Source organism: Dietzia sp. NPDC055343 (assembly GCF_053645265.1).
The window spans coordinates 121,856-128,718 of record NZ_JBSHMJ010000007.1; the positions used below are offsets into that span (position 1 = coordinate 121,856).

The 6,863-nt window shown below is 69.9% G+C and carries 3 protein-coding genes; 2 read left to right on the forward strand and 1 reads right to left on the reverse strand.

Translation table 11 applies throughout. From position 1 onward, the window contains the following. Positions 1 to 224 precede the first annotated feature (224 nt). Positions 225 to 1,574: an NADP-specific glutamate dehydrogenase gene (gene gdhA / locus ACWIE7_RS05710; RefSeq protein WP_454058479.1), complete on the reverse strand. Its 1,350-nt coding sequence runs from the start codon at positions 1,572 to 1,574 to the stop codon at positions 225 to 227. Between the two features lie 225 nt (positions 1,575 to 1,799). Here gdhA and ACWIE7_RS05715 point away from each other — a divergent pair, with 225 nt between their 5' ends. Together ACWIE7_RS05715 and ACWIE7_RS05720 are read left to right on the forward strand one after the other, a co-directional pair. Continuing rightward, complete coding sequence (locus tag ACWIE7_RS05715; protein WP_454068777.1) at positions 1,800 to 3,422, forward strand: S1 family peptidase; 1,623 nt, start codon at positions 1,800 to 1,802, stop codon at positions 3,420 to 3,422. A gap of 177 nt (positions 3,423 to 3,599) precedes the next feature. Beyond that, positions 3,600 to 6,818, forward strand: coding sequence for a (Fe-S)-binding protein (locus tag ACWIE7_RS05720; protein WP_454068778.1), 3,219 nt, complete (start codon positions 3,600 to 3,602; stop codon positions 6,816 to 6,818). The last annotated feature ends 45 nt before the right edge of the window (positions 6,819 to 6,863 follow it).

The following is a 6,863-nucleotide window of genomic DNA, read 5'->3' on the forward strand; positions in this document are numbered from 1 at the left end:
GACGCGCAGGGTTCCATTCCCGGAGTGAGCCAACTCACGCACAGACCTGCGCCGCGCCGGCTCAAAGTCGGCCGGGCGACGCGGACGAGGCCGGGCGCGCACGGCGACAGTGCCCCCGGGGCTGCCGGGTCACCCGCCCCTGAAATGAGGACGACGACGACAACGACGTGGTGGTCGTTGTCGTCGTCGTATCGCCCGTGGCCCGGTGGGCCGACGGACTCGGGTCAGATGACGCCCTGGGCGAGCATCGCGTCGGCGACCCGGCGGAACGCGGCGATGTTGGCGCCGGCGATCAGGTCGCCGGGCTGGCCGTACTCCTCGGCGGTCGCGGCGGCGGTCGCGTGGATGTTGGTCATGATGCGGTCGAGCTCGGAGTCGACGCGCTCGAAGTCCCACAGCAGACGGCCGGCGTTCTGCCGCATCTCCAGGCCACTGGTGGCCACGCCGCCGGCGTTGGCGGCCTTGGCGGGGCCGAACAGGATGCCCTTGGCGTGGATGACCTCGATGGCCTCCTCGGTGCAGGGCATGTTGGCACCCTCGGCGATGAGGCGGCAGCCGTTCTCGGCGAGCGTGCGCGCGGCGTCACCGTCGAGCTCGTTCTGGGTGGCACACGGCAGCGCGATGTCGCACTCGACCTCCCACACCGACCGGCCCTCGAAGTAGGTGCAGTTGCCGCGCTCGTCGGCATAGGCCGAGAGGCGCTCGCGGCGCACGTCCTTGATCTCCGACAGCAGGTCCAGGTCGAGGCCGTCCTCGTCCAGCACGTAACCCTGGCTGTCCGAGCAGGCCACGACGGTGGCGCCGAGCTGCGAGGCCTTCTTGGCCGCGTACAGCGCGACGTTGCCCGAACCCGAGACCACGACGCGCGAGCCCTCGAGGGTGAGCCCCGGGCAGTCGCGCAGCATCTCGCGGACGAAGTAGACCAGCCCGTAGCCGGTGGCCTCGGTGCGCGCCCAGGAACCGCCGTAACCGACGCCCTTGCCGGTGATCACGCCGGCCTCGTTGCGGCCGGTCACCTTGCGGTACTGCCCGTACAGGTAGCCGATCTCGCGACCGCCCACGCCGATGTCGCCGGCGGGCACGTCCAGGTCGGCACCGATGTGGTGGGCCAGCTCGGCCATGAACGACTGGCAGAAGCGCATGACCTCGCCGTTGCTCTTGCCGTGTGGGTCGAAGTCGGAACCGCCCTTGCCGCCGCCCAGGCCGAGGCCGGTGAGGGCGTTCTTGAACACCTGCTCGAAGCCGAGGAACTTCAGGGTGTCCTCATCGACGGACTTGTGGAAGCGCAGGCCGCCCTTGTACGGGCCGAGGTCCGAGCTGAACTGCACGCGGAAGCCGCGCTGGACCTGCACCACGCCGTTGTCGTCCACCCAGGGCACCCGGAAGGAGACCACGCGCTCGGGCTCGATGATGCGCTTGAGGATGCCCCCCTCGACGTACTCGGGGTGCTGGTGCACGACGGGCGCGAGCGACTCGAGGACTTCGTGCACGGCCTGCCGGAAGAGAACCTGTCCGGGATTGCGTCGCACCACTGTGTCGAGAGCCTCGTGGAGTGCGGCGTCTGCGTCGGACATGGGACCTCCGGTCGATATGTATCTGGGGATGACGCGTACGTCGTTGCCGAAGAGGCAGCCTAGCGCCCAGTGGCGAAATTCTTCGACTCAGCCTCTTCTGAAAAATCGCCCAACTAATCCCACTAATCACACGTGTCACACTGGACTCAGTAATCACAGCTCCGTAATCTTGCTCGCGACCGGTCGACCTCTCCAGTCGCTCACCGTGCATCACGGAAGGCCACCATGCGTATCTCTTCGAAACTCGCCGCACTCGGCGCGGCCGCGGCACTCGTCGTCACCGCGACGCCCGCCGGCGCCGAGCCCGCCCCCGAGCCCGCGGCGCCCCCCTCCCCCTCCGCGACGGCCCTCCCCGCGCTCGACGGGGCGTTGGGACCCCAGCTGACGTCGCTCGTCGAGGCGCTCAAGCGCGATCTCGGTCTGACGCCCGAGCAGTTCCTCGACCAGGCCGGCATCGGCCAGCGCCTCGCCGAGGCGCGTCCCGGGTGGGAGCAGAAGTTCCGCGAGGCGTTCGGCGGCGTCTGGCTCGACGACGACGGCACCGGCATCGTCGGCGTGGTCGAGGGAGCGATCGGCGACACCCTCCGCGACGAGGCGACCGACGCCGGATTCACCGTCCGGGACGTGGCGTTGACCACACACGAGCTCGATGCGCGTGAACGACAGGTCGGCGCGATCGTCGAGGGCATGCCCACCGACCTCAGGGAACTCGTCACCGGTGTGCGTGTCGATCCGACCCGCAACGCCGTCGTCGTCACCACCCGTGGCGGTGACGCCGCCCAGCTCGGCACCATCGACTCCCGGCTCCACGACCTCGCCGAGGTCGACATGATCGAGGCCCCCGACCCGGCGTGGGACACCGCGCCGTTCGGGAGCCAGGGCGGCGAGACCGGCTCCGGCGGCGAGCCGACCACCGACGGACTCACGCCCGCCGCCACCGGTGAGGGCGCGGGCGGCGCTGGCGCGGGCGCCGGACTCGGCGCGCTGACCGGCGGCGACGGCGGCTCGCTCGGAAGCCTGGCACTACTCAACGAGACCGGGTTCATCCCCGAGGGCCCGATGCGCACCATCGTCGAGTTGCTGTCCGGCTTGACCCCCGGGACCGGCTCGATCATCGACGGAATGAACGAGACCGTGCCCAACCCCGACCCGCAGCCCACGCCGCAGGCGCGTCAGCGCGCCCAGGCGGACGCGGCGCCCAGGGGCCCGGTCGTCGGCGGCACCGGCTACATGGTCCGCGTTCCGAACGGGGTGCTCGAGTGCTCCACCGGGTTCAACGGTGAGCTGGACGGCAAGCCCGTCGTCATCACCGCCGCCCACTGCGCCGGCGCAGACGGCACCCGCGCCGCCCTCGCCGACGGCGAGGAGTTCGGCACCATGACCGGCACCAAGCGTGAGGCGATCGACACCGCCCTCATCGCGGTGGACGAGAGCGCGGCCGAGCGGTTCAGCAACAACCTCGTCAGCGCCGACGGCAACGCGCCCCAGTCGATCATCGGCACCGCCGAGCCCGTCGTGGGCCAGAAGGCCTGCAAGACCGGCTTCCGCACCGGGTTCTCCTGCGGCACCATCTCGCAGGTGGACGCCGACATCGACGTGGCCGGCTCACGCACCATCGCCGGCGCGTTCACGGTCGACCTGTGCGCCCTCCCCGGCGACAGCGGCGGCGTGGTCTTCTCGGGCGACCGCGCACTGGGCATCTCCAGCGCCTCCAACGTGGCCGACACCGGGACCTGCGCCAACGCCGAGGCGGTGTCCAAGGCCGCCGGGTTCACCCCGCGCCTGTCGGCGGTCCCGATCTCCGACGTGCTCGCCGCGCACCAGGGTCTGACACTGCGCACCAACTGAAACACTGACCGTCACGCGGGCCCCGTCCGCGAGTGGGGAACCCTCAGGTAAGGGAGACCTCAACTCGTGGAACGGGGCCCTTGTGGCATACCTTTGACCTCAACACTGTCGACGGGTGCCTTTAATACGGAAATACGGTGCCCGTGCGTCGAGAAGTGCGACGAAAGGCCGCGAACCATGTCAGGCGTGACCATCACTCTCGGGACGATAGGCGTCCTACTCAGTTTGATCTGCTGGGCCTCCTTCATCGGAGGAGTCTCGCGGATGGTGCGGAGCATCATGCTCGGCCAGAAGGACGGCTTCAATCGATTCGGGCCGGTCTTCGCCCGACTGAAGAACGTCATCGTGGAGGTCGCCGCCCACACGCGGATGGCGCGTAAGCGCTCGGTGGGCTTCTTCCACTGGTTCGTCATGGTGGGCTTCATGCTCGGCTCGATCGTCTGGTTCGAGGCCTACATCCAGACGTTCAACCCGCGCGGCGGCTGGCCGTGGCTGTCGGACCAGGTCTGGTACCACGCCATCGACGAGTTCCTGGGCCTGGGCACCGTCATCGGCATTCTGGTACTTATCATCATCCGCCAGGTCAACCAGCGTAAGGGCCTCAACCGGTTCACCGGATCGGACCGCAAGGCCGCCTACTTCGTCGAGGCCGTCGTGCTGCTCGAGGGCCTGGGCATGATCTTCGTCAAGGCCGGCAAGCTCGCCCTGCTGCGCGCCGACGGATACGGCTTCCACTGGAGCACCGACTGGGTCACCGGCCCGCTGTCGACGATCCTGCCCGCCAACGAACTCATGGTCTCGATCTTCGCGCTGATCAAGCTGCTCACCGGCATGATCTGGCTGTACGTCGTGGGCCGCAACATCACCTGGGGCGTCGCCTGGCACCGCTTCTCGGCGTTCTTCAACATCTACTTCAAGCGCGAGGCCGACGGCCGCACCGCGCTCGGCGCGCTCAAGCCCATGACCATGGACGGCGAGGCTCTGACCATGGAGAAGATCGAGCAGCGCACCGAGGAGGACGAGGACTTCGAGCCCCTCCTGGGCGCCGGCGCGATCGAGGACTTCTCGTGGAAGGGCTGGCTGGACTTCTCCACCTGTACCGAGTGTGGCCGCTGCCAGGAGCAGTGCCCCGCCTGGAACACCGGTAAGCCGCTGAGCCCCAAACTCATGATGATGGCGCTGCGCGACCACGGCGCGGCCAAGGCGCCGTACCTGCTCGCGGGTGGCAAGACCACGATGGGCGAGGAGACCGGACTGGTCGACGCCGAGGGCAACCCGGACGAGACCAAGCTGGCAAAGATCCCCGAGGCCGCCCGCATCGAGGCCCAGCGCCCGCTGGTCGGCAGCACCACCGGCGACGTCTCCGAGGACCCCACCCTCGCCGGCATCATCGACCCGGAGGCCCTCTGGTCCTGCACCACCTGTGGCGCCTGTGTCGAGCAGTGCCCCGTGGACATCGAGCACGTCGACCACTTCATCGACATGCGTCGCTACCAGGTGCTCATCGAGTCGGAGTTCCCGACCGAGCTGGCGGGCCTGTTCAAGAACCTCGAGAACAAGGGCAACCCGTGGGGCCAGAACAACTCCGGCCGCGACGAGTGGATGAACGCCCTCGACTTCGACATCCCGGTCATCGGCTCGGACATCGAGGACTTCTCCGACACCGAATACCTGTTCTGGGTCGGCTGTGCCGGCGCCTTCGAGGATCGCGCCAAGAAGACCACGCAGGCCGTGGCGACGCTGCTGCACACCGCTGGAGTGAAGTTCGCGGTGCTGGGCCAGGGCGAGACCTGTACCGGTGACTCCGCCCGCCGCGCGGGCAACGAGTTCCTGTTCCAGATGCTCGCCGAGCAGAACATCGAGACGATGAACAACGCCTTCGACGGCGTGCCCACCGCGCAGCGCAAGGTCGTCGTGACCTGTGCCCACTGCCTCAACGCACTCAAGAACGAGTACGGCGAGCTCGGTGGCGACTACCAGGTGGTCCACCACACCCAGCTGCTCAACCGCCTCGTGCGGGACAAGCGTCTGGTGCCGGTGGCCCCGATCGATGGCACCGTGACCTACCACGACCCGTGCTACCTCGGCCGCCACAACCAGGTCTACGAGGCGCCGCGTGAGCTCATGGACGGCTCGGGCGTGACCCTCAAGGAGATGCCGCGTCACGGGCAGCGTTCCATGTGCTGTGGCGCCGGTGGCGCGCGCATGTGGATGGAGGAGACGGTCGGTAAGCGCATCAACGTCGATCGTGTCGACGAGGCGCTGTCGACCACGCCCACCAAGATCGCCACGGGCTGCCCGTTCTGCCGCGTGATGCTCTCGGACGGCACCACCGCCCAGACCGACGGCACCGAGATGGAGGGTCAGGTCGAGGTCGTGGACGTGGCCCAGCTGCTGCTGGAGTCCGTCACCCGCGACGGTGGCCTGCCCGAGCCGCGCGAGGCGTCGTGGATCGAGAAGCCCAAGCGTGAGAAGACCTCTGCGCAGAAGGAGGCCGAGCAGGCCGAGCGCGAGGCCGCCGAGGCCGAGAAGGCCGGTGCCACCGCCACGGCGGCGCCCGCCGAGGCCGCCCCGGACAACGAGGTGACCGACAAGGGCGAGGGCGCCGAGGTGGCCGCTGCCGGTACCGCCGGTGCGGTCAGCGCCGCAGCGGCGGGCGCGTCCGTCGCCGATTCGAAGGGCGCGCCCAAGTCGGGCGGCCTCAAGCTCGGTGGCGGCGGCAAGGCGCCCGGCGGGCCCAAGGCCCCCGGTGGCGCCAAGGCTCCGGGTGGTGCCAGCGCTGTCGGCGCCGAGGCCCAGTCCGAGGTCAAGGACGCCGAGCGCACCGAGGAGACCCGAGAGGCAGCCCAGGGGGAGGCTCCGGCCACCACCGGTGCCGCCAAGGGCGCACCGAAGTCGGGCGGTCTCTCGCTCGGCGGTGGCGCCAAGGCTCCCGGTGCACCGAAGGCCCCGGGTGGGGCCAAGGCTCCCGGCGCGCCGAAGGCTGCCGCTCCGGCTGCTGCGGCGCCCGCCGAGTCCGACGCCCCGGCCCCGGCTTCGGATGCGTCGGCCACGGAGGCCCCGGCCACCGACGCCGAGCCGGCCAAGCCCGCCAAGCCGACCGTCGGCCTGGGATTGAAGGGTGGAGCCAAGGCCCCCGGTGCTCCCAAGGCTCCGGGTGGCGCCAAGGCTCCCGGTGCCCCCGAGGCCCCGGGCGCGCCGAAGGCCGCGGCCGCTCCGGCGAGCGAGGAGCCCGCGGAGGCTCCGGCGGAGGGTCCCGAGTCCGCGCAGGCAGAGCTCGCGAAGGCCGACGCCGCCGACGAGGCCACGGCCTCCGAGGCCCCGGCCAAGCCCGCTGCGGGCGGGGCGATCCCCCGGTCGAAGAAGTCCGGCGGATACGGCCTCTCGCTCGGCTGACCGACGAGACAACGCGACCGCGGCCCGTGATCAGAAGTTCTGATC

What these genes read in the sequence shown, in the direction of transcription:
- ACWIE7_RS05720 (WP_454068778.1), top strand. Translation starts at nt 3,600, where the DNA reads ATGTCAGGCGTGACCATCACTCTCGGGACGATAGGCGTCCTACTCAGT.
- ACWIE7_RS05715 (WP_454068777.1), top strand. Translation starts at nt 1,800, where the DNA reads ATGCGTATCTCTTCGAAACTCGCCGCACTCGGCGCGGCCGCGGCACTC.
- gdhA (WP_454058479.1), bottom strand. Translation starts at nt 1,574, where the DNA reads ATGTCCGACGCAGACGCCGCACTCCACGAGGCTCTCGACACAGTGGTG.